The sequence below is a fragment of the Streptomyces sp. HUAS TT11 genome (genome assembly GCF_051553595.1).
Lineage (GTDB): Bacteria > Actinomycetota > Actinomycetes > Streptomycetales > Streptomycetaceae > Streptomyces.
In genome coordinates this window covers 3,284,198-3,304,446 of record NZ_CP196184.1, presented here as the reverse complement: position 1 = coordinate 3,304,446, position 20,249 = coordinate 3,284,198, and the positions used below count along the sequence as shown (strand labels likewise).

The window sequence follows — 20,249 nt, the reverse complement described above, 5'->3', positions numbered from 1 at the left end:
CCACGTGTGAGCGTGAACTGTATGTCGACGCATGAGCTGTACGCCAAGGAACCGGGAGAAACCCTCTGGCAGGTGCCCGCGAGCGGTGCGGCGCGGTTCAGCTGGGAGTACGACGAGGGGCGCGATCGGCTGCTCGCCCTGTACCAGAAGGGCAAGGACAAGCAGTGGGACGGGCAGAAGCGGATCGACTGGGATCTGGAGGTCGATCCGTACGACCCGCTCGGCACCCCTGACGAGGCGGTGACCCTGTACGGCACGCCGTACTGGGCGAGGATGACCGACAGCGACAAGGGCGAGCTGCGCAAGCACTACGCCTCCTGGCAGTTCAGCCAGTTCCTGCACGGCGAGCAGGGCGCGATGGTCTGCGCGGCGCGGATCGTGGAGTCCGTCCCCGACCTGGACGCGAAGTTCTACTCCGCGACCCAGACGATGGACGAGGCGCGGCACGCGGAGATCTACGGCCGCTTCCTGCACGAGAAGATCGGGATGCTCTACCCGATCAACGACAACCTCCAGTCCCTGCTCGGCGACACCCTCAGGGACAGCCGCTGGGACATGCCGTACCTGGGTATGCAGGTGCTCATCGAGGGCCTGGCGCTGGCGGCCTTCGGCATGATCCGCGACACCACGGACAAGCCGCTGCCGAAGCAGATCCTGGCGTACGTCATGCAGGACGAGGCCCGGCACGTGGCGTTCGGCCGCATGGCGCTGCGCGACTACTACAAGCAGCTCACCGACGCCGAACTGCGCGAACGCGAGGAGTTCGTCATCGAGGGCTGCTACCTGATGCGCGACCGGTTGCGCGGGGTGGAGGTACTGGAGAACTTCGGCATCCCGAAGGCGGAGGCGGAGGAGTTCAGCGAGAACTCCGAATTCCTCCGCCTGTTCCGCCAGTTGCTCTTCAGCCGCATCGTTCCCTGCGTCAAGGACATCGGCCTGTGGGGCAAGCGCCTCCAGCAGGCCTACGTGGACATGGGCGTCTTCGAGATGGGCGACTCCAGTCTCGACCTGCTGATGGCCCAGGACGAGGAGATCGCCGAGAAACTGGACGCGGAGCGTTTTGCGGTGGAGGAGCGGGAACGGGTCACGGAGGTGCGGGAGGCCGTCGAGGAGGGCCGGCGCCTCACGGGCTGATCACCGGGACCGCCCTGCTGCCGCCGTCAGGCGCCGGTCCCCGGTCGCACCTCCCCCGGGGGGAACGACCTCTGCAGAGTGAACGCGTACCCCGTCGGTCCGTGGGAGCGGAGGTGCAGCAGGTGTTCCTCCGCCTCCGCCACCGTCGGGCGGTGGCCCGTCGGCACCCACCACAGGGCCGTGACCGCCTCCTGCAGACGCTCGAAGAACTCGCGGCGCCGCGACAGCAACTCCCGGTGCTGTCCGCGGTACATGAAGGAGGTCAGTGCGTCGGCGTCACGCCAGGTCGACAGGTTGACGATCAGCCAGTCGTCGCCGAGGACGGGCACGTCCGTCGCGTTCCCGGACGCCTCCTGCAGGCGCCAGACGAACCCGTCCGAGGTGTCGGCCACCGCGTTGACGGGGTCCAGGGCGTCGACGAAGTCCTTCAACTGCGGTGAGTCCAGCGGGGCCTTGAGACGGGCGATGTTCACCTGGGCGAGTTCGTACACGGATGCGGGCTGCTCGGTGTCCGTCATGGACCGGACGGTAGGTCGGTCCCGAGGGGATGCGACAGCCCCGTCTCGGCTGACGGACCGGTCAACGGCCTGTGTTCCGCTGCGACTCCAGCACCGCCTGCATCACCGCCCGGGCGATCGGCGCCGCATCCCCGCCGCCGCTGATCTCCCCCCGTTCACCCGCGGCGTCCTCCACCACCACGGCGACCGCCACTCCCGGCTCCATCGCGTCGTCCGCCTGCGCCCAGGAGATGAACCAGGCATACGGCGTGCCCGAGTTGCCGACTCCGTGCTGGGCCGTGCCCGTCTTGCCGCCCACCGTGGCGCCGGGGATCATCGCGTTCCTGCCCGTGCCCTCCTGCACGGCGTTCACCATCATCTCGCGCAGCGCCGCCGCGGTCGCCGGGCTCATCGCCCGGCGCGGGGTGCGCGGTTCGGCGGCGGAGACCGTGTCGCCCGCCTTCGTCGTCGTCCTGTCCACCAGGTACGGCGCGCTCACCGAGCCGTCACCCGCGACCGCGCCCGCGATCATGGCCATCTGGAGCGGTGTCGCCCGTGTGTCGAACTGCCCGATCGAGGACAGCGCCAGCTGCGGACCGTCCAGCTTCCGGTCGAAGGTGCTCTGCGCCACCGAGAACGGGATCCTCAGCTTCTGGTCGTTGAAGCCGAACCGCTCCGCGGTCTGCGTCATGTTCCGCAGCCCGACCTCGAAGCCCAGCTTGGCGAACACCGTGTTGCACGACCACTCGAAGGCGTAGCGCAAGGACGCGTCGGCGCAGCCCCTCGCCTCGTTCGTCAACTGGGTCGTCGTGCCGGGCAGGAGGTAGGGGTCCGGGGAGTCCGTCGACTCGTCGAGGTCCCGCACCACCCCCGCGTCCAGTGCGGCCGCGGCCGTCACCACCTTGAACGTCGAACCGGGCGGATACGTCTGCCGGATCGCCCGGTTGAGCATCGGCTTGCCCGCGTCCGCGTTCAGCCGTTCCCAGGCCCGCGCGACGGAGTCCCTCGAACCGGACAGCTCACCCGGGTCGTACGACGGCGCGGAGACCAGCGCCAGGATCCGCCCGGTCGACGGCTCGACGGCGGCCACGGCGCCGCTGCGCCCGCCCAGTGCCCGGTACGCCGCGCGTTGCGCCGCCCCGTTGAGGGTGGTGACGACATTGCCGCCGGAGCTGCGTGTCCGGGTGACGTCGTTCCACAGGGGGAACGGCGCCAGATCGGGGTCGGTGCCCGCGAGAGTGGCGTCCTGGGTGTTTTCCAGCATGGTCGTCCCGTAGACCTGCGAGGCGAAGCCGGTGACCGGTGCGAACAGGGGACCGTCCGTGTAGGTGCGTTCGTAGCGGAACATCCCGCCCGCGTCCCGCGAGCCGGTCACCGGGTGTCCGTCGACCATGATGTCGCCGCGCGGCGCGCCGTACCGGGCGATCATCTGCCGGCGGTTGGCCGGGTTGTCGTCGTAGCGCGAGGCCTCGAAGATCTGCACCCGGGTGGCGTTCACCAGCAGGGCGACCAGGAGCAGCGCGCACAGGGCGGCCGCCCGCTGGATGGTGGGGGTTCCGCCGGGCCGGGCGGAGTCGAGGCCCCGGGGCAGGTTCACGGCACGGCCGTCCCGTCGTACTGGCTGCGGGCGGAGTCGCTGATCCGGATGAGCAGCGCCACGATGATCCAGTTGGTGACGACGGACGAGCCGCCCTGGGCGAGGAAGGGCATCGCCATGCCGGTGAGCGGGATCAGCCCCGTCACCCCGCCCGCGATCACGAACACCTGGAGCGCGACGATCGACGCGAGCCCGATGGCGAGCAGCCGCCCGAAGGGGTCGCGCAGCGCCAGGCCCGCCCGGTAACCGCGCTCCACCAGCAGGGCGTAGACCAGGAAGAGGGCGGACAGACCCGCGAGGCCGAGTTCCTCGCCCGCCGTCGCCAGGATGAAGTCCGATTTGGTGGCGAAGCCGATGAGGATCGAATGGCCGAGGCCGAGCCCGGTGCCGAGGGCGCCCCCGGCGGCGAACGCGAACAGGGACTGGGCGAGCTGGTTGGGTCCGATGCCCGCGTCGATCGAGGCGAAGGGGTGCAGCCAGTCCGTGACCCGCGCATGCACGTGCGGTTCCAGCCGGCCCACCGCCAGCGCACCGGCGACCGCGAGCAGCAGGCCCACGGCGATCCAGCCCGTGCGGCCCGTGGCGACGTACAGCAGCACCACGAACAGTCCGAAGAACAGCAGCGAGGTGCCGAGGTCGCGCTCCAGCACCAGCACCCCGACGCTCAGCAGCCAGATCGCCACGACCGGGCCCAGGACCCGCCCGGTCGGCAGTTGCAGCCGCCACACCCGCCGGCCGGTGTAGGCGAGTGCATGGCGGTTGGCGGCCAGGTATCCGGCGAAGAAGACCGCGAGCAGCACCTTCGCGAACTCACCCGGCTGGATGGAGAACCCGGCGATCCTGAGCCAGATCCGGGCGCCGTTCACCGCGGGGAAGAAGATCGGCAGGATGAGCAGCGCCAGAGCGGCGACCACGCAGACGTACGAGTAGCGCTGGAGCACCCGGTGGTGCCGCAGCAGCAGCACCACCGCGATGAAGAGCGCCACGCCGACCGTGGACCAGTACAACTGGGTGGGGGCGGCCCGGTCGCCCGGCGTCTCCAGGTCGAGCCGGTAGATCAGGACCAGACCCACGCCGTTGAGCAGGACGGCGATCGGCAGGAGCAGGGGATCGGCGTACGGGGCGCGCAGGCGCACCGCGCAGTGCGCGAGCAGGGCGAGCACGCCGAGCCCGGCGCCGTAGCGTGCGGCTCCGGGCGGGACGGTGCCCTGGGTGGCGAGCCCGACGGCGCAGTAGCCGTACATGGAGATCAGAACGGCGAGGACGATGAGGGCGAACTCGACGCCGCGGCGCCGGGGCAGCCGCAGGGCGGGAGCGGGGGCGTCGGCCGTCTCCGTCCTCGTCCCCGGCAGTCCTGGCGTTCCGGGCTCGATCATGTGCGGAACGTAGCAAGCGGCGACAGTGATGTCCTGTTATGTCGTCTCAATCAGCCCGTTCCGGTACACCTGGGGGCGTCGGCCCCGGCAGTCTCAGCGTGGCCACCGCCCCGCCGTCCGGTGCGTTGGCGAACTCCAGCGCGGCGCCCAGCACCCGCGCCTGCCCGAGCGCGATCGTCAGCCCGAGGCCGTGGCCCTTGCCGCCGCTCTCGGTCCGGAAGCGCTGCGGTCCGTGGGCCAGGAGGTACTCGGGATAGCCGTCCCCGTGGTCCCGCACGGTGACCCGCCGGCCGTCGACGGTCAGCACCACCGGACCCCGCCCGTGCCGGTGCGCGTTCGCCACCAGATTGCCGAGCACACGCTCCAGTCGGCGCCGGTCGGTCTCGACGCGCGCGTCCCGCACCACCCGCACCCGCGTCCCGGTTCCCGAGGCCCGCACCACCCGTTCGGCCAGGGGCGCGAGGTGCTCGGTGTCCAGGTCCAGACGCTCGCTCTTCGTGTCGAGACGGGAGATCTCGAGCAGGTCCTCGGTGAGCGTGCGCAGTGTGGCCACCCGGTCGCGCACCAGCTCGGTCGGCCGTCCGGGCGGCAGCAGTTCGGCCGCCGCGTGCAGCCCCGTCAGCGGGGTGCGCAGTTCGTGCGCCACATCGGCGGTGAACCGCTGCTCGCTCAGCAGCTTGCCGTGCAGCGTGGCCGCCATCGTGTCCAGCGCACCGGCGACCGCGGCCACCTCGTCCTGCGGGCGTGACGGGTCCTTCGTGCGCGGGTCGTCCACGCGTGCGTCCAGGTCGCCCGCGCTGATCCGCCGGGCCACCTGCGCGGTGGTCTGCAGCCGCCGGGTCACCCGGGTCACGGCGAAGGCCCCCACCAGCAGCGTCACGCTGATCGCCAGGGCCGAGGACCACAGGATCGCCCGGTCGAGGGCGGCGATGATGCGCGCTCCCTGCCGGTAGTCGACCTGTACGGCGAGCACCCGTCCGCCGTCGGCCGGGCCCGCCGCCCACATCGTGGGCTGGGTGTCGCCGGTGCCGACCATGGTGCCGCGACGCCCGCCCGCCGCCAGGTGCCGCAGCCGGGCCGGCAGTCCCGGAAGGCCGACGCCCGCACCGAGCGGCAGCCGGTCGCCCGCCTCGTACGCACGCGCGGCCTCGGTCAGCCGGTCGAGCGCCCGGCCCCGGGCCTCGCCGACGGTCCGGTCGGTGACCTGGACATGGACGAGCACGCCGAGCAGGGCGGCGAGACCGCAGCACATCACCGCGATGAACGCGGCCGCCTTCCAGGTGAGGGTGGCGGTCCAGTCGGGCAGCCGGCCCAGGGTTCTGGCCATGGCGGTCATCACGCGCTCTTCGACGGAACCGGCGGCACCCGCCGGTGCGGCGGCGCGGCGCCCGTCCGCAGGATCTCGTCCCGGCTCGCCAGCATCGCGTGCTGGTGCGGGTCCCAGGTCCACACGGTGCGGAACTCGTACCCGGGCAGCGTCGAGGGGGAGCGGATGAGCACGTCGCGACCCGCGAGCTCCACGCTGATCACACTGTCCGAGGTGCCCATGACCTGGACCAGCCGGTGGTGCGCGACGGTGTAGACGCGCACCGCCAGCTGATCGCCCGGGAAGCGGACGCCGAGCACCATGTCGTCCCGCCCGTCCCCGGTGAGATCGCGGTAGTAGGCGTTGAGGAGCGGGCACCTTCGGCCCTTCGCGCCCTTCTTGCCGCAGTCCGCGAGCTGCTTGCGGGTCAGCGCGTACAGCGCGCTCGGCCCGGAGTACGCGTCCGCGTGGGCGGCGACCTCGGCGCGGAAGACGTCCAGCGGCGGCACCCGGTGGACGTTGTCACCCGGAACGGTGATGCCGTCCATGGTCTCGGTGTCCGCCACGCCGTAGTCCAGGGCGGGCGTGGAGGCGGGCGGCAGCTGCGGCCACAGCTCGACCGGTCCGACGGCGGTGGCGGTCGGGCCCGCCGAGCGCAGGGCGCCGGCGTTGCCGCACCCCGCCAGGAGCAGGGCGGTCGCGGCGAGACCGAGGGCTGCGCGGACACGGCGGCTGGGGAACACGGGGGCACGTCCTTTTGGTCACCTGCTGGCCGGTTGCTCACTCTATGACCGGACGGCGGGTCACTCGGCGAGTTCCTCCAGCAGGCGGACCGTGTCCAGTCCCGCCCGCAGGTACTCCACGAACAGCTGGTTGTGCAGGGCCCAGGGTCCGCGGCGGGCGCGGATCATGCGGATCGCCTCGTCGGCGGGGTGCCCGGCCCTGATCAGTGTGTGGGCGACGACCAGGCCCGAGCGGTTGTACCCGTGGTAACAGCGGACGAGGACCCGGCGGCCGTCCTCCAGCGCGTCGTCGGCCGCCCGGGCGAGCCGCAGCACCCCGGCGATCTGGGTCCCGTCGAGCGGACCGTCCGGTATCGGCCACACACGGTGCTCGACACCGGCGTCCGGGCCGTACCCCGGCAGCCGCAAGAGGGTCAGCACGAGATCGAACTCATCGCGCACGACGGCGAGTTCCAGCCCTTCGGAGCGCCCCGCGAACTCGTGGCCGCCCATCCACAGGCCGGGCACGATCTCGCTCCACGGGCTGTCCGGAGCGGGAACATCGGGCTGCTTTCCGCGGATCCGCAACGGCGCCTCCCACCGACTCCCCAACTGCTCACAAAGGTAACCGGGTTCTTGCCCCTGGAGCACCCCGCCTGGTCCCATGGTCGAGGGGTGATGGTGCATGAGTGGACTGCGCGTCATACCGACCTGGCGGCATGGGCAGGAACGCCTGTACGTGTGCGCCACCGACGGCAGGAGCGTCGCCTGGTACGACCGGGAGGCGGGCCGGGTCAACCTGCTCAGCGTGGATCTGCGGCAGGACGTGCTCGCCGTGCTCGGCCCGTTCCTGACCGGTCCGGTGGCGGTCGGGCCGCCACCCGTCCCCACCCCTGCGGAGCTGGCCCGGCTCACACTGCACCCGGACGACGACCTGGCCCCGAACCGGCCCGGCGAGGCACTGCTCATCGACCTGGACCGGGACCCGAAGTCGGCGCACCGGCTGCGCACCGATCCACGGCGCAGGGCGCTGCTGGTCGAACAGCGGACCGGTGAGGCCCTCGACCAGCTGGAAGGCGGGGGCTGGCGCACGCTGCACTCGGTACCGCTGCCCGGCGGGGACCGCATCCACCATCTGGTGATCGGCCCGGGCGGCCTCTTCGCGGTGCGCTCGCTCGACGCACGCAGGCAGCGGGTCCTCGTCGCCGACCCGATGGTGACGGTGGGCCGCCACGACGCGCGGCCGCTGCTGCGCCGGGTGCGCGCCGACGCGGCCCGGGCGTCGTACGCGCTGACCGCCGAGGTCCGTCCGGTCCTGGTCCTGGTGGAGCCCGCCCGTCTGGAGACGACCGCACCGCCGCGGGAGATCCGGATCCTCGAGGACACGGATCTTCCCGGCCTCGCCCGGCTCGGCGGTCTGCTCAAGCCCGCGGACGTGGAGGCGCTGCACGCGATGGCGCGGGACCGGCACATCTGGTCCAGGGTGTGACCGGTCAGGGCAGCGGGGCGGCACCGGCGGGGTCGAGGAGCGGGGCCAGCAGGTCGCCGTGCGCCCGGAGGCGGGGGGCGATGTCCGGCGCCCGGAAGACCAGGCTGTCCGGGGACGCGCAGTCCGCGACCTCCTGCCAGGTCACCGGCGCCGACACGGTCGGCTCCGCCCGGGCGCGCAGGGTGTAGGGCGCCGCCGTCGTCTTGCGGGCCGCGTTCTGGCTCCAGTCCACGAACACCTTCCCCGGCCGCAGGCTGCGGGTCATGCGGTGGACGACCAGGTGGGGCATCGCCTTCTCCGCCGCCACGGCGAGCCGTTTGGCGTAGTCCGTCGTGGCCCGCGACGGCGTCGGCTCCACCGCCGCCAGCAGATGCAGCCCCTTCGAGCCGGACGTCTTCGCACAGGCGCCGACTCCGTCCGCCGCGAGCCTGTCCCGCAGCCACAGCGCGACCTCGCAGCACTCGACGACGGTGGCGGGTGGGCCCGGGTCGAGGTCGAAGACCAGCCGGTCCGCCTCGTCGGGGGCCCCGATCCGCCACTGGGGGGTGTGGAGCTCGGTGACGAGGTTGGCCGCCCACATCAGGCTGGGCAGGTCCTGGATCAGCACCATGCGGGCCGGGCCCTCCGAGCGTGGCACCTGGGCCGTGACGACCCAGTCGGGCGTACCGGGCGGCACGTTCTTGGTGAAGAAGACCTGGCCGTCCGGTCCGTCCGGATAGCGCAGGAACGACACCGGGCGATCACGCAGGTGCGGCAGCAGGGCCTCCGCGGTGGTCGCGTAGTAGTGCAGCAGCTCGCCCTTGGTGAATCCGGTCGCCGGATGGACCACCTTCTCCAGGTTGCTGAGCGCGAGCCGCCGCCCCTCCACCTCTGTGATCGGCGTCATACGATGAGAATCCCATGAAATCACCCGATCTATCAGCAAAAGGGGCGGAGCGTGCGATCGATCTGGAACGGCGCCATCTCGTTCGGCCTGGTCAGCATCCCGGTCAAGTTGATGAACGCCACCGAGAGCCACTCGATCTCCTTCCGCCAGATCCATCTGGAGGACGCCGGCCGGATCCGCTACCGCAAGTTCTGCGAGCTGGAGGACCGCGAGGTCGACTCGTCGGAGATCGGCAAGGGCTACGAGGACGCGGACGGCACGGTCATCCCGATCACGGACGAGGACCTGGCGAAGCTTCCGCTGCCGACCAGCAGGACGATCGAGATCCTGGCCTTCCTGCCGGAGGACCGCATCGACCCGCTCCAGCTGGACACGGCGTACTACCTCTCCGTGAACGGGGCCCCGGCCGCCAAGCCGTACGCGCTGCTGCGGGAGGCACTGAGACGCAGCGGGAAGGTGGCCGTCGCGAAGTACGCCCTGCGGGGGCGGGAGCGGCTCGGAATGCTGCGCGTGGTCGGCGACGTCATCGGCATGCACGCGCTGCTGTGGCCGGACGAGATCCGGGAGGCGGACGGCGTGGCGCCCGACGCGAGTGTGACCGTCAGGGACAAGGAACTGGACCTGGCGGACGCGTTGATGGACACCTTGGGGGACGTAGACCTGGACGACCTGCACGACGAGTACCGCGAGGCGCTGGAGGCGCTGATCGCGGCGAAGGCGGAGGGCAGGGAGCTTCCGCAGGCACCCGAGCCCGAGGGCGGCAAGGTTCTGGACCTGATGGCGGCCCTGGAGAAAAGCGTGCGGGCGGCGAAGGAGTCGCGGGGCGCGGGCGGAGGGGCGGAGGTGACACGTCTGCCGGGCGGCAAGGCGCGCAAGGAGTCCGGGGGCGGGACGGCGGCGGCGAAGAAGACGGCGGCGGCGAAGAAGACGGCGGCGGCGAAGAAGACGGCGGCGGCGAAGACGCCCGCGAAGAAGACCGCGGCCGAGAAGACTCCCGCCACAAAGACGCCTGCGAAGAAGACGGCGGCGAAGAAGGCCGGGGCCGGGAAGACCGCGGCCAAGAAGACCGCGGCGCGCAAGCGGACCGCGTGAGGGGGCGGTTCTTCGGCGCAAACCCGCGCGTGTGCCGGCGCGCCGCCGCCGCGGACCGCTGGATCGGTCCGCGGCGACAGCCCGCCGTCGTGCACTTGTGCAGGTCGGTGCGAGGCGCCGTCAGCGCACCGTGAAGGTGACGTGCGCGGTGCTGGTCGCGGCGGGCAGCTTGGTGGTGTCGACGGCCAGGTACTCGCCGTCGTCCTGCTGTCCGCCCGGGAGGATCTTGGAGTGCAGGGTGTAGGGCGCCGCCCCGTTGGTGACGCCGTCGATGCCGAAATCGCTGTCGTTGCTGATGAGCAAGGTGCGGCCGTGGTCGGTGGTGGCGACACCCTCGACCTTGTCGTGGCCGAAGAACGCGCCGGTCGGGTCGAGGCGGGTGACCAGGGCGCCCAGGTCCAGGTACGGGCTCTTGGCGACCGGGGTGATCCCGGCCGTCTTCAGCGCGGCCCGGGCCGTTGCGGTGTCGTCCTCGCCCACGTAGGCGTCGATGGTCTGGTGCTTCGGGCCGATGAGCAGCCCGCCCTCGGCCCCGTCGTACGTGGCGCCCTGCACCCTGGCTGCGGGGCCGACATCGGTCGCCCGGCTGATGTCGATCTTGAAGAGCTTCTTGAACGCGCCGGGCTCCATGTTGCCGTCCCGCTCGTCCACGACGAACGTGGTGTTGCTGAGCGCGGTGATCTCGCTGACCGCGCCGCTGGTCACCTTGGGGTCGTCGAGGAGGTAGACGTACTCGTGCGTCGCGCGGGTACGCAGGTTGTACGTCGCGATGCGCAGCACGGTGACGTTCTTGGTCTTGACGCCGGCCGGCAGGTCGGGCTGCTGGAGCGCGGACTGCATCATGCCGACGAGCGTGCTGCCGTCGGGCGTGAGTGCCAGCCCCTCCATTCCCTTGTTCGGCACCCGGTTGGCCAGTTCGGCCGGGAGCGAGCCGTTGAAGGGGGACAGGCGCTGGAGCGCCCGGCCGTCGCGGGAGAAGTGGGTGATGAACGGGCCGTATTCGTCGGACACCCAGAAGGAGCCGTCCGGCAGGGCGACCAGGCCCTCGGGGTCGTAGCCGTTCGGTGAGGCCGGCAGCGCGTTCCCGGCCAGGTCGATCAGCGACTCACCCGTGTTCGCCTGGGTGTTCACATGCCCGTTGTACAGGGTGCCGTCGGCGGCGCGCAGCGGGATCGTCTTCAGGACCTCCGCCTTGGTGCCGACGAGGCGGATCTTGGCGATCGCCGGGTGGAAGTCCGGCAGGGGCAGCGCCTTGCGGCCGTCAGGGGTGTCGACGTTCGGGCCGCGGTCGGTGATCCCGTAGAACTCGTCCTTCGAGCCGGGCACGGGGTAGAGCGACGAACCGTACGCCCCGCCCGAGATCTTCACCCCGTCGATCGTGGTGAGCGCCGGCAGATGGGTTCGGTAGAGCTTGACGGCATCGCTGACCGTGTAGTCGAAGCCGTCGGTGCCCTTGAAGCCCGGGTTCGGGGTGTAGTCGAACGAACCGTCCTGGCGCACCGTCAGAGAGCCGTGTGCGGTCTCGGTGTGCGAGACGAGCGTGGCCGGTCTGCCGCTGTCGTTGGACAGGAAGCCCTTGCCGCGGACGGTCAACGTCCGGCCTGCGTGGGCCGTGAAACGGTCGGAGCGTGCCTTGAGTACCGGACCCCGACCGCCGTGAGCCGTCGGTGCGGCAGTGGCCAGGCTGCTGCCGGCCAGCGACAGCACCACAGCGGTGGCTGCGGCGGTCGCGATCCTCAGACGAGACATGAGTTCCCCTCCTAGTCCGTGCGTCTCCTCGCGGGCGCACGACTGGCGAGCCTCTTTCCGCTACATGTCCGGCATGACAAGCGGGACTTGACGAAAGCCGGAGTTCGAGTGACGGGAAGTTGGCCGGCAGGTACAGCACTTGCCAAGCGCCCGTGAACGCGGCCTCGAACGGCCCCGGGGTCCCTCGGTACCGGGGGTGAACGGCGGCCCCTGTCCGACGCTCGGCGCGGATTCGGGACGGCGGCCCCGCGGGAGAAGCGGGCCGCCGACGAGTGCCGGGCCGGGCGCGGTCCTCCGGTTGCGTGCGGCCCGGATGCAGGCAGCATGTTGTGGGAGGTACGTTCGCCGCGCCCTGTGCATCCGGGCGGCGGTGGTGACGTTGCGCGACGCCCAGCGCACCGGCGGCGGCGGGACGGCGCCCCGGAGCGGGTTTGTCCGCCCCCGGGTGATCCTGCTCTCGCCCAGGGCGATGGGAGGCACGAGGGATGGGTAGCGAGGAGGCCCCCGCGGACCGCCTCCGGAAGTTCGTCCGCACGGTCCTGGCGCACCGCAACGGCGGGGGCGGCGTGCGTCACGACGCGGGGCGAGCGCGCGAGGTGTACCAGAGCTCGACCATGGGTGCGCTGATAGACGGCGTCTACGACGGCGACGTCTCCGTGGGGCACCTGCTCGAGCACGGGGACTTCGGGCTCGGCACGTTCAACCACCTCGACGGCGAGATGCTCGTCCTGGACGGCGTCTGCTACCACCTGCGCGCCGACGGCTCCGTGGAGACCGCCGGCAGAGGCGATCTGTCGCCCTTCGCGGCCATGACGTGGTTCACACCGGAGATCACCGAGGAGATCACGGCGCCCATGACCCGTGCCGAGGTGATCGCGCTCGTGGACGACCTGGCCCGCAGCCCCAACCTGATCTACGCGATCCGGATCACCGGACGCTTCGGCGAGATCCGCACCCGGACGGTGCGGAGGCAGGAGCCGCCGTATCCCCCGCTGACCGAGGCCGCCGAGGGACAGGCGGAGACCGACTTCACCGATCTGGAAGGGACCTTGGCGGGTTACCGCACACCCGATTACGAACAGGGCATCTCGGTGGCCGGCTACCACCTGCACTTCATCGACGCATCCCATGAACACGGCGGTCACTGCCTGGACTTCCGCGTCGAGCACGGCACCGTCGCGCTCGGCGAGCGCTCCGAACTCCACCTCAGTCTGCCGACGACACAGCAGTTCCTCAGCTCCGATCTGACCCCCGGCAACCTGACGGATCAGATCCGCCGGGCCGAGGGCGGCTGAGCGGCGGCCTGCGGAACCCGGCGCGCGGGAACCGCTGCCCGCGACCGGCGGGCGTGCGCTTCCGCCACCGGCCCCGCAGCTCGGCAACGGGCCCGGCGGGCTTCGGACTTCGGTGGCCGAGGAGCTCTCTCCCACCACAACGAGAGGCTGCATTCCATGTCCGAGTCTGAAGCGCGTGCCGCCCAGCGCGCGGTCGAGGTGCTGTCGGCGTACGGCGTCAGCCATGTTTTCGGAGTGCCCGGCGCGAAGATCGACTCGATCTACGACGCCCTGGTGGACAGTGGCCCTCAACTGGTGGTGTGCCGCCACGAACAGAACGCGGTCTTCATGGCCGCGGCGGTCGGACGGCTCACCGGAACACCGGGAGCCGTCGTCGTCACCTCGGGACCGGGCACGTCCAACACCGCGACCGGCCTTCTCACCGCCAACACCGAGCAGGACCCGGTCGTCGCGCTGTGCGGGGCCGTACCTCGCGCGGACCGCCTCAAGCGCAGTCACCAGTCCATGGACGCCACCGCCGCCCTCACGGCCTTCACCAAGTACACCGGCGAGGTGAACGACGCCGACAACGTCCCGGAAGCGGTCGCCAACGCCCTGCGTGCCGCCGTCACCCAGCCCCGGGGGGCGGCGGCCGTGATCCTGCCCTCCGACGTACTGACCACGCCCATCGCCGCCGGCATCACCAGGGCGTGCCCCGTACCCCGCCTGGGGCCCGCACCGGCCGAGGACATCGAGCAGGCGGCCCGCCTCATCCGTGACGCCAGGCGGCCGGTGATCCTCGCCGGTGTGCGGGGCGCCGATCCGGAGGCCTGCGCCGCCCTGCGCACCCTCCTCGAGGACACCGACCTGCCGGTGGTGGAGACGTTCCAGGCCGCGGGGGTCGTCTCCCGGACGCTGGACGAGCACTACCTCGGCCGGGTCGGCCTGTTCCGCAACCAGCCGGGCGACATCGTCATCTCGCACGCGGACGTGCTGGTGACCATCGGATTCGACGCCGTCGAGTACGACCCGAAGCTGTGGAACACCGACCCGTCCCGCACCGTCGTCCACATCGACGTGGTGCCCGCGAACATCGACAACCACTACCAGCCGGCCATCGAGTTGCAGGGTGATGTCGCCGCCACGGTCCGGGCCCTGGCCGGACACCTGCCGGGGCTCCGTCTCGACCCCGAGGTCCTCGGTGAACTCGCCGAGCAGCGGAAGGCGCTGAAGGAGGCCGACGACACCGCGCGCACGGCGAGCCACACGCGGGCCGGCCTCAATCCGGTGTCGGTCCTGCTCACGCTGCGCGACCTGATCGACGACGACGCCACCGTCACCTGCGACGTGGGCTCGCACTACATCTACACGGCCCGGCACTTCCGCGCCTACGAGCCCCGGCACCTGCTGTTCTCGGACGGCCAGCAGACGCTCGGCGTGGCCCTGCCCTGGGCCATGGCGGCCTGCCTGGTACGGCCCGGCAAGCAGGTCGTGTCCGTGTCGGGCGACGGGGGATTCCTGTTCAGTGCCCAGGAACTGGAGACGGCAACCCGCCTCGGCCTGCACTTCACCCATGTGATCCTGCGCGACAACACCTACGACATGGTGCGCTTCCAGGAGGAGCTGAAGTACGGGCGCACCTCGGGAGTACAGCTCGGCGACTACGACATCGCCCAGTACGCCGGAGCCTTCGGCGCCCACGGCTACCGCGTCGAGACCGAGGAGCAGTTCGCCAAGGTCCTCGGCGAGGCCCTCTCGCGCGAAGCCCGGGTCCAGCCGGGCATCACGATCATCGACGTCCTCGTGGACTACACGCGGAACACCGAACTCTTCGCCCAACTCCACGAAGGGGTCCTCGAGTAGGCGCTTCCACCGCGCACCACCGGATCCCCCCGACGAGCCCCGCGGTCCGACGGCTCCCGGATCCGAAACCCGGCACGAGAAAGGCCATGACATGGGCACCTGCACCGTTGGCGACTACCTGCTGCGCCGTCTGCGGGAGATCGGGGTCGGGCACGTCTTCGGAGTACCCGGCGACTATCAGCTGGAATTCCTCGACCAGCTCGAGGCGATGGACGGCATCGAATGGATCGGGAACTGCAACGAGCTCAACGCCGCCTACGCCGCGGACGGTTACGGCCGGCTCAACGGGATCGCGGCGCTGGTCACCACCTTCGGCGTGGGGGAGCTGAGCGCCCTGAACGGCGTCGCCGGCGCGTACGCCGAGTCCGTGCCCGTCGTGTCCGTGGTGGGAACGCCGGCGACCTTCGTCATGGAGGACAAGCAGAAGGTCCATCACACGGCCGGTGACGGCGACTTCCGGCGCGCGGCGAGGTGCGCCGAGGAGTACACGGTCGCCCAGGCGATGCTGACCCGCGACAACGCCGCCTCGGAGATCGACCGGGTGCTGCGCTTCTGCTGGCTGCTCAAACGTCCCGTGTACATCATGCTGCCCTCGGACCTGGCGTACGAGGCGATCGAGCCGCCGGGCGAGCCGCTGGTCCTCGCCGAGCCGTCCAGCGACCCCCGCAGGCTCGCGAAGTTCACCGACCAGGCACGGGACCTGCTGCGCTCGGCGGACTCGGTGGCCGTGCTGCTCGGCCCCGAGGTCGACCGGTACCGTCTCGCCCCGCAACTGGTCCGACTGGTCGAGGCCATCGGCTGCCCCGTGGCCTGCCTCAGCAACGCCAAGGGCGTCTTCCCGGAGGACCACGACCAGTTCATCGGCGGGTACGCGGGAAAGCTCAGCGACTCCTACGTCAGGGAGACCATCGAGAACGCGGCCTGCCTTGTGGCCGTCGGAACTCAGTTCACCGACTCGGTCACCGGGGGGTTCTCCCAGAACATCGACCCCTCCCGGCTGATCGCACTCCACCCGACGGCCGCCGTCGTGGGCTCCATCCAGCACGCCCATGTGTCCATGAAGGACGCGATCCAGGCTCTCGTCGGCGCCGGCATCCGCAAACCCTCCGACATCACCTCGCAGTTCCGGCGGTGCGTCGGCGGAGCGACGCCCCACGAGCCCGCCCGCTCGGCCCGGCTCGTCCAGGAGCGCTTCTGGGAGCAGTTCCAGGAGTTCCTCGAACCGGGTGACGTGGTGATCGCCGACCAGGGCACCTCGTACTTCGGATGCGCCGAACTGCCCTTCCCGCACGGCTGCACCTTCGTGGGTCAGCCCCTGTGGGGCTCGATCGGCTACACGCTCCCGGCGCTGCTGGGATGCATGCTCGCCGCACCCGAGCGCCGTCACATCCTGCTGATCGGCGACGGCTCCTTCCAGCTGACCGCGCAGGAACTGTCCACGGTGCTGCGGCACGGCCTCAACCCCGTCGTCATCCTGATCAACAACGACGGCTACACGGTCGAGCGCTGCATCCTGGGCGCGAACGCGGGTTACAACAACATCGCCACCTGGCGGTACGACCGGCTGGTCGAGGCCTTCGACCCGCTGGGCCTGGCCGTCACCGTCAAGGCGACCACCGAGGACGAACTCGCGGCCGCGTTCGAAACGGCGGGCGCCAACCGCGACCGGCTCGTGTTCGTCGAGGCGTTCATGGAGCGCCTGGACGCGCCGGAGTCCCTCGTCCAGTTGGGCAGGGCGTTCTCCACCTCCGACTACCACCACGCGCCCATCTCCTGATCGTGTACCGGCGACCGGCGACCGGCGACCGGCGACCGGCGACCGGCGACCGGCGACCGGCGACCGGCTGCACCGCGTTCCGCCTGGTGAGAGGCTCACCGGACACGGCGGTCCGTTCGCCGGGCGGCGCTGCCCGCCCGGTCCGGGCCCGCCCGCCGCCGGACCGCGGGGGGCTCTCCGGCCGCCCGGTGCCACCTTCGGGTGAATCTCGCGCTGCCGCCTCGTCAGAACCGAGACTCGGCGCTATTTTCGAACACATGAGCGAATGGCGTGATGCGGAAGAGGTCCCGCTGCCGATACCGGTCCGCGTGCCGGCGAGGGAGGAGGTGGAGTTCAACCGCACCGGCCTCTGGCTCACGCTCAGCCGCGATGGGCGACGGCAGCGGACCCAGGTCATCCAGTACCGCGATCTGCCGGACGGAACCCGGGCGATCCTCACGATCGTCGACTGGCCGTCGCCGTCGATCCCCATGGTGTGGGTCGCATGGGATCCGGACCGGATGAGCCTCGAATACACCTCGAGGGAGGTGCTCGCGACGGCGGAGGCGCAGCCGCGCGAGGGCGACGCCCATGCGATCGGCACCGGCCAGATGCTCGACTGCTTCACGGGTGATCACACGACGTACTGGCCGCACCGCGAGGTCGAGGTGCGCGTCGGCGGGCTCTGGCGCCCCGGCCGGCTGCGCTGCATCTACCGCGGGCCGCGCAACCGGGCGGTGGCCTTGGTGATGACCTCGCTGTACGAGCCCGGGTGGGGGGCGTGGGTCGCGTTCAAGCGGATGTACCGCTGGGATCCGGCGGCGATCCGGCCCGTTCGTGCACCGGACCCGCCGTCCTGACGGCCCTGTACGGACATTCCGGTATGTGCGGCACATGACGGGCGAACCGTCAGGACACCCCGACGGACCGGGAGAAGCAGTGCGGTCGGGTCGGGTCGGGGCCCGGCTCGTCATGTGAGGCTCGCGGCCTGTTCCCTGCTGTCCCCGGTGGTCTTCTCGCGGCGCGGGAGCAGCAGCGGAGTGGCCAGGAGGAGGACACCCGCGATCGCGATCGCGGTGCGGGGGCCGGTGACCGCGGCCAGCAGACCCCACACGGCGGTCATGGCCGCGATGGAGGCGCTGGTGCTGACCGACCACGCGGACAGGGTGCGGGCGACCCGGTCGGGTGCGGTGTGTTCGAGCCGGTGGGTGGACAGCACCGTGTTGTACAGGGCGCAGCAGGTCACCAGTCCGAACTGGACGGCGATGATGAGCACGATCCCGGGGACACCGGGCCGCACGAAGGCCAGCCCGACGGGCCAGCACGCCCGCAGCGCACCGGCGGTGCGGATCACCTTCTGCTGCCCGAACCGCGTCACGAACCGGTGCGCCAGACGAGAGCCGATGAGGCCACCGGCGCAGGGGGCCGCGAACACGAGACCGTACTGCCAGGGTGCGAACCCGAGACGGCCCAGCAGCAGGACGGCGAGCAGCGGCTCGGAGGCCATGATCAGGCCGTTGACCGCGATCGCGTTGAGGAGCAGTGGACGCAGTGTGGGGTGGGCCAGGATGTGACGCCAGCCTTCGAGCAGGTCGCCGGCGCGCAGCCGGGGTGTACCGGTCCGCTCCGGACGTGGTTCCGTCCCGCCGATGGCGCGGATGCCCAGCGCCGAGAGCAGATAGCTGACCGCGTCGGCCACCACGGTCGTCATCGGGCCGAAGATCCCGATCGCCGCGCCTCCCAGCGGCGGCCCGACCATGGACGCCGTCCACATCGTGGATTCGAACCGTCCGTTGGCGATGAGCAGGTCCTCCCGCGCCACGAGCGTTTTCACAAAGGCGCCGCCGGCCGCGTTGAAGGCGATGTTGGCCGCGGCCACGACGACGGAGACGAGGAGCAGTTGGGCGAAGCCGAGCACACCGAACGCGAACGCGGCGGGCACGCTCACCATCGCCGCGCACCGGGCCAGGTCCATCGTGATCATGACCGGCCGCTTGCGGCGGAACTCCACCCACGGTCCGAGCGGTACCGCGACCACGGCCCCCACCGCCCGACCCGCGGCGGCCAGTACCGCCACCTGGGTCGGCCCGGAGTGCAGTACGACGATCGCGATCAGCGGAAACGCGCCGAACCCCAGCCATGTGCCGTACGAGCTGACGGCGAAGGCCGCCCACAGCCAGCCGAACTGCCGCCCCAGCGCCCGCCTGCCCGGCATCCCCACCGCACCTCTCGCCCGATCTCGACAACCACATGCTGACCACCGGTATCAAAGCGAGCGGCAGGCCGCCTGATCAAACAACCGGAGAGCCAGGGAAGCACAACCATGCGTTGTGTCGATACCGTGGCCGGGTGGATCTCGCCGCCGTACGCACCTTTGTGGCCGCCGCGGACGCGGGGCGGTTCCAGGACGCCGCCGCCGAGCTGTCGATCACCCAGCAGGCCGTCTCCAAACGCATCGCCACGCTGGAGAAGATCCTCGGTGTGCGGCTGTTCACCCGTACCGTGCGAGGAGCGCAGCTCACCATCGACGGTCAGGCGTTCCTGCCCCATGCCCGGGATCTCCTGCGGGCCGAGGAGCGGGCGGTCGCCTCGGTGCGCCCCGGACGCCGGGCGCTGCGCGTCGACGTGATCGGCCGGCGGCTCGCCCCGGCCGCCGTGCTGGGCGACTTCCATCGCGCGCACCCCGAGGTCGAGCTCGACGTCGTGACCCTCTTCGACGCCGACGCGGCCGTCGACGCCATCCGGTCCGGCACGATCGACACGTCCTTCCGCGCCGTGACCATGCCGGGCCGGCGGCTCCCCGACGACATCGGGGCCGTCCCGGCGTTCGACGAGCCCGTCCAGCTCCTCACCGGCCCCGCCCACGCGCTCGCCGCCGCCCGTACCGTCGGGCCGGCCGAGCTCGCCGGACACCGCATCTGGATGCCCGGCCTCGTTCCCGGAACCGAGTGGGCCGCCTACTACGACGCCCTCGCCGCCGAGTTCGAGCTGACCATCGAGATCACCGGCCCGGACTTCGGCACCGAACCCCTGCTGGACACCATCGCCGACTCCCGGTCGACGGCGACCTTCGTCGGCGAGCGGACACGGCTCGTCTGGCCCGCCGACCACGGTCTGCGGCGGATCGCCGTGCACGGTCCGACACCGGTCTATCCGCATTCGCTGCTGTGGCGCCGGGGCAATCCGCATCCGGCGCTCGCCGCGCTCCGTGCCCACCTCGGCTCCGGGCGGTTCGACCGCTCAGGCACCGGGACCTGGACACCGGCCTGGGCGAGGCGACCGGATGCGGACCGCCCGGTGACGGCCGCAGGCTGAGTGCTCCCGTCTCAAGGGATGGGCCGATACCGCAGGGGTCTTCCGTTCCGGCCGGCGGAGGCGTACGTTCCGCATACCCCGCGACGGCGCTTTCCGAGGCGCCGGCCCGCCGGTACCGGGACGGCGGGCCGCGCGGGGGCCAAATGCCTGCGCCGGGCCGCGTCCCACGGGCTCGGCGGGCAGTCCCTGCCCT

17 protein-coding genes are annotated in these 20,249 nt (G+C 71.3%); 8 read left to right on the top strand and 9 right to left on the bottom strand.

What is annotated here, in order from left to right:
- The first annotated feature begins 21 nt into the window (after nucleotides 1-21).
- Entirely contained in the window at nucleotides 22-1,134 is a 1,113-nt protein-coding gene (locus tag ACSHXN_RS14720) for a ferritin-like domain-containing protein (RefSeq protein ID WP_355803281.1), read from the top strand.
- Between the two features lie 26 nt (nucleotides 1,135-1,160).
- Here ACSHXN_RS14720 and ACSHXN_RS14715 read toward each other — a convergent pair whose 3' ends face one another.
- The 6 genes from ACSHXN_RS14715 to ACSHXN_RS14690 all read right to left on the bottom strand — a co-directional run bounded on the left by ACSHXN_RS14715 (nucleotide 1,161) and on the right by ACSHXN_RS14690 (nucleotide 7,220).
- Nucleotides 1,161-1,652 carry a DUF3291 domain-containing protein gene (locus ACSHXN_RS14715; RefSeq protein WP_383356263.1) on the bottom strand — a complete coding sequence of 164 codons (492 nt, stop codon included), beginning with the start codon at nucleotides 1,650-1,652 and terminating at the stop codon, nucleotides 1,161-1,163.
- 61 nt (nucleotides 1,653-1,713) lie between these two features.
- A complete protein-coding gene (locus ACSHXN_RS14710; protein WP_355133406.1) occupies nucleotides 1,714-3,228 on the bottom strand; it encodes a peptidoglycan D,D-transpeptidase FtsI family protein in 1,515 nt (504 codons plus the stop codon).
- Nucleotides 3,225-4,604 carry an FtsW/RodA/SpoVE family cell cycle protein gene (locus ACSHXN_RS14705; protein WP_355803277.1) on the bottom strand — a complete coding sequence of 460 codons (1,380 nt, stop codon included), beginning with the start codon at nucleotides 4,602-4,604 and terminating at the stop codon, nucleotides 3,225-3,227. Before ACSHXN_RS14705 ends, ACSHXN_RS14710 begins: the two co-directional genes overlap by 4 nt.
- Before the next feature lie 46 nt (nucleotides 4,605-4,650).
- Nucleotides 4,651-5,931 carry a HAMP domain-containing sensor histidine kinase gene (locus ACSHXN_RS14700; RefSeq protein ID WP_355133410.1) on the bottom strand — a complete coding sequence of 427 codons (1,281 nt, stop codon included), beginning with the start codon at nucleotides 5,929-5,931 and terminating at the stop codon, nucleotides 4,651-4,653.
- A gap of 8 nt (nucleotides 5,932-5,939) precedes the next feature.
- Nucleotides 5,940-6,653, bottom strand: coding sequence for a hypothetical protein (locus ACSHXN_RS14695; protein ID WP_355133412.1), 714 nt, complete (start codon nucleotides 6,651-6,653; stop codon nucleotides 5,940-5,942).
- Between the two features lie 60 nt (nucleotides 6,654-6,713).
- Nucleotides 6,714-7,220 (bottom strand): protein-tyrosine phosphatase family protein, encoded by a 507-nt coding sequence (locus ACSHXN_RS14690; RefSeq protein WP_355133414.1) that lies wholly within the window; start codon nucleotides 7,218-7,220, stop codon nucleotides 6,714-6,716.
- A gap of 97 nt (nucleotides 7,221-7,317) precedes the next feature.
- Between ACSHXN_RS14690 and ACSHXN_RS14685 the strand changes: the two genes are divergently transcribed.
- Nucleotides 7,318-8,121: a nuclease-related domain-containing protein gene (locus ACSHXN_RS14685; RefSeq protein ID WP_356296560.1), complete on the top strand. Its 804-nt coding sequence runs from the start codon at nucleotides 7,318-7,320 to the stop codon at nucleotides 8,119-8,121.
- Between the two features lie 4 nt (nucleotides 8,122-8,125).
- On the opposite strand, the gene ligD is transcribed toward ACSHXN_RS14685, so the two are convergent.
- Nucleotides 8,126-9,007, bottom strand: a complete 882-nt coding sequence (gene ligD / locus ACSHXN_RS14680) for a non-homologous end-joining DNA ligase (RefSeq protein ID WP_355133418.1) — start codon at nucleotides 9,005-9,007, stop codon at nucleotides 8,126-8,128.
- A gap of 111 nt (nucleotides 9,008-9,118) precedes the next feature.
- Here ligD and ACSHXN_RS14675 point away from each other — a divergent pair, with 111 nt between their 5' ends.
- Entirely contained in the window at nucleotides 9,119-10,099 is a 981-nt protein-coding gene (locus tag ACSHXN_RS14675; RefSeq protein ID WP_438306463.1) for a Ku protein, read from the top strand.
- 120 nt (nucleotides 10,100-10,219) lie between these two features.
- Here the strand turns inward: ACSHXN_RS14675 and ACSHXN_RS14670 are convergent, their stop codons facing one another.
- The gene (locus ACSHXN_RS14670) at nucleotides 10,220-11,848 is read right to left on the bottom strand and encodes an esterase-like activity of phytase family protein (RefSeq protein WP_355133422.1); all 1,629 of its coding nucleotides are present in this window, start codon (nucleotides 11,846-11,848) and stop codon (nucleotides 10,220-10,222) included.
- A 485-nt stretch (nucleotides 11,849-12,333) separates the two neighbouring features.
- Here ACSHXN_RS14670 and budA point away from each other — a divergent pair, with 485 nt between their 5' ends.
- From budA to ACSHXN_RS14650, 4 genes are all read left to right on the top strand, one after another.
- Nucleotides 12,334-13,143, top strand: coding sequence for an acetolactate decarboxylase (gene budA / locus ACSHXN_RS14665; RefSeq protein WP_355133424.1), 810 nt, complete (start codon nucleotides 12,334-12,336; stop codon nucleotides 13,141-13,143).
- A gap of 156 nt (nucleotides 13,144-13,299) precedes the next feature.
- Entirely contained in the window at nucleotides 13,300-14,985 is a 1,686-nt protein-coding gene (gene alsS / locus ACSHXN_RS14660) for an acetolactate synthase AlsS (protein ID WP_355803263.1), read from the top strand.
- A 91-nt stretch (nucleotides 14,986-15,076) separates the two neighbouring features.
- Entirely contained in the window at nucleotides 15,077-16,762 is a 1,686-nt protein-coding gene (locus ACSHXN_RS14655; RefSeq protein WP_355133428.1) for an alpha-keto acid decarboxylase family protein, read from the top strand.
- A 257-nt stretch (nucleotides 16,763-17,019) separates the two neighbouring features.
- Nucleotides 17,020-17,601, top strand: coding sequence for a hypothetical protein (locus tag ACSHXN_RS14650; RefSeq protein ID WP_438303227.1), 582 nt, complete (start codon nucleotides 17,020-17,022; stop codon nucleotides 17,599-17,601).
- Nucleotides 17,602-17,711: 110 nt separating this feature from the next.
- Here the strand turns inward: ACSHXN_RS14650 and ACSHXN_RS14645 are convergent, their stop codons facing one another.
- A complete protein-coding gene (locus ACSHXN_RS14645; RefSeq protein WP_438303226.1) occupies nucleotides 17,712-18,956 on the bottom strand; it encodes an MFS transporter in 1,245 nt (414 codons plus the stop codon).
- Nucleotides 18,957-19,090: 134 nt separating this feature from the next.
- On the opposite strand from ACSHXN_RS14645, the gene ACSHXN_RS14640 reads away from it, so the two are divergent.
- Nucleotides 19,091-20,056 carry a LysR family transcriptional regulator gene (locus ACSHXN_RS14640; RefSeq protein WP_438303225.1) on the top strand — a complete coding sequence of 322 codons (966 nt, stop codon included), beginning with the start codon at nucleotides 19,091-19,093 and terminating at the stop codon, nucleotides 20,054-20,056.
- Nucleotides 20,057-20,249 lie beyond the last annotated feature (193 nt).